The 2,406-nt window shown below is 53.2% G+C and carries 1 protein-coding gene; it reads right to left on the bottom strand.

The window, feature by feature from the left end:
* Window positions 1-1,291: cache domain-containing protein (locus Q7T06_RS01805; protein ID WP_304779165.1), on the bottom strand; the 1,291-nt coding region annotated here is incomplete at its 3' end.
* Between the last annotated feature and the right edge of the window lie 1,115 nt (window positions 1,292-2,406).

The following is a 2,406-nucleotide window of genomic DNA, read 5'->3' as shown; positions in this document are numbered from 1 at the left end:
CGCGGCCCGAGATGGTGGACACGATGTCGGTCACCTCGACCGCCGACTTCGTCGTGCGCTCGGCCAGCTTGCGCACTTCGTCGGCGACGACGGCGAAGCCGCGGCCCTGTTCGCCGGCCCGCGCCGCTTCCACTGCGGCGTTCAGCGCCAGGATATTGGTCTGGAAAGCGATGCCATCGATGACGCCGATGATGTCAACGACCTTGCGCGACGAGGCATTGATAGAACCCATCGTATCGACCACTTGCGACACGACTGCCCCACCCTTGGCCGCGACTTCGGATGCGGATGCTGCGAGTTGATTGGCTTGCCGCGCATTATCGGCATTCTGCCTGACGGTAGAAGTCAGCTCTTCCATCGAAGAGGCGGTTTCTTCCAGCGCGCTGGCCTGTTGCTCGGTGCGCGACGACAGGTCGAGATTGCCGGCCGCGATCTCACTTGATGCAGTGGCCATGGTGTCTGTACCCTGACGGACTTCCCCCACCACTTGCGCCAGACTGTCGCGCATGCTCCTCATCGCAAACAGCAGACTGCTGCTATCGCCCGGACGGATCTTGACATCCACCGTCAGGTCACCGGCCGCGATCTCGCTGACGATATCCGCCGCGTAGCCCGGCTCACCGCCCAGCTGTTTTAGCAAACCGCGTGAAATGACCATGCCGATGGCAAACAGGATCACAGCCAGTATCAATGCGCCCAGCGAAAAATACATCAGGCGATTCAAAATCGTCGCTTCAACCGTATCTATATATATACCGGAACCGATGATCCAGCCCCAGGGTGCAAAGCCCTTGACGTATGACACCTTGGGCACTGGTTGGTCACTGCCAGGTTTGGCCCACATATAGGGAACGAATCCGGCGCCATCGGCCTTGACGACCTTGACGAATTCGACAAACAGATGCTTGCCATTCGGATCCTTGTTAGCCGACAAATCCTTGCCTTCCAGTGCCGGATTGATCGGATGCATCAGCATGCGCGGCTGCATATCATTGATCCAGAAATATTCGGTTTTACTGTAACGCAAACCCCTGATTGCCTGCATGGCCTGCTGTTGTGCCTGCACTTCCGTCAACACTCCCTTGCTCGTCAGGTCATGGTAATAAACCAGCAAGCCATGGCTTGCCTCCACGACTTGTCGCACATTACTTTTGCGTTCTTCCAGTATCAGTTTTCGTTCCGACACCAGGAACAGCGCAGTCAATGCGACTATCCCGAGTATGGCGCTGGCGGTGAATAACCCAAGTTTTTTAGCGATGCTCATCGAACGGGAATTCTGTAGTTTGGACATAAGCGCTTTCTGGTGAGGGGGACTAATTTTTTATACAGTGCAGCGAGCTTGCTCAGCCAGGCGCGGACCGGGCTTGATTTATTCCAGATTCAAGACTGCACATCATCGACACTGCCCGACATCATGACCATGACGCGACACAGATGGGCCGCGCCTTTCAATGCAGTCGGGGCCACATGCGAAGCGCCATATCGACGCCATGCAACTCCTTAACTTCCGGTATTAATGCAATATTTTTCTTGGCGCGAGCCAAATAAAGACAAGAAATTTCAAAGCCAGGGCAAGGGTGCCGCATCATTGCCAAATCTCGTATGTTGCGCGATGACCTTGCGCAAAAACGGACGCAGCATGGGTGCGAGCATGAAAAACGGCTGTCTCTCATGCGGAATTGCTGTCTCCTGCGGATATTATTGTGTTTTAAGCAAACTAAGCTGCTATTTAGAATATCTTAAGCCAAAGATAAGGCATTGACGAGAACTTTATTGGTCTTGAGCAACTTTATTGAAGACCGTTGTTTCATGATCTGCCCCTTTGATAAAAACCGTTCCAAACTGTCTATGCGCCTGCGCAAACAACCTGGTAATCACAGCCGCAATTGACGATGACACGCCTGACTATCCTTGAGTCTTGTGCTTGCACGCAGATCGACGTTGCACATCTCATCTCAAATCAAGTATCTTGATTTATTAACTTCTTCATTGCGCGCTCGATCCGGGCAATAAAAATACAAACAAGCAGCAATGACGTACCTGATCTGATGGAATAAATTACAGGCACTGCTTATGGCGGGACTGCGTCATCTGGCGACAGTCCGGATTAATGATGGGCCATGAAGCAGCGCAACTGCAGCTGACAACTTATTTTTAAACCACCATGTAAATCCACACTATGCGAACGATTTTTTTTGTATTCATATCGGTGCTGGCGTCATCGGCCTGGCCCATGGAAGCAAGCATCCAGAACACGCTGGGCATGAAGTTCGCCCTGATACCGGCCGGTGAATTCACGATGGGCAGCGATGAGTCGGCCGAGTCGCTGGCCAGATCCTATCCGCAATACGAGCGCAAGCGTTTGCAGGATCTACGCGACGAAGGCCCGGCGCACAAGGTCAGCAT

Origin of the sequence: Herminiimonas sp., assembly GCF_030645555.1 — a bacterium.
Lineage (GTDB): Bacteria > Pseudomonadota > Gammaproteobacteria > Burkholderiales > Burkholderiaceae_D > Oxalicibacterium.
This window is presented reverse-complemented; position numbering and strand designations above follow the sequence as displayed.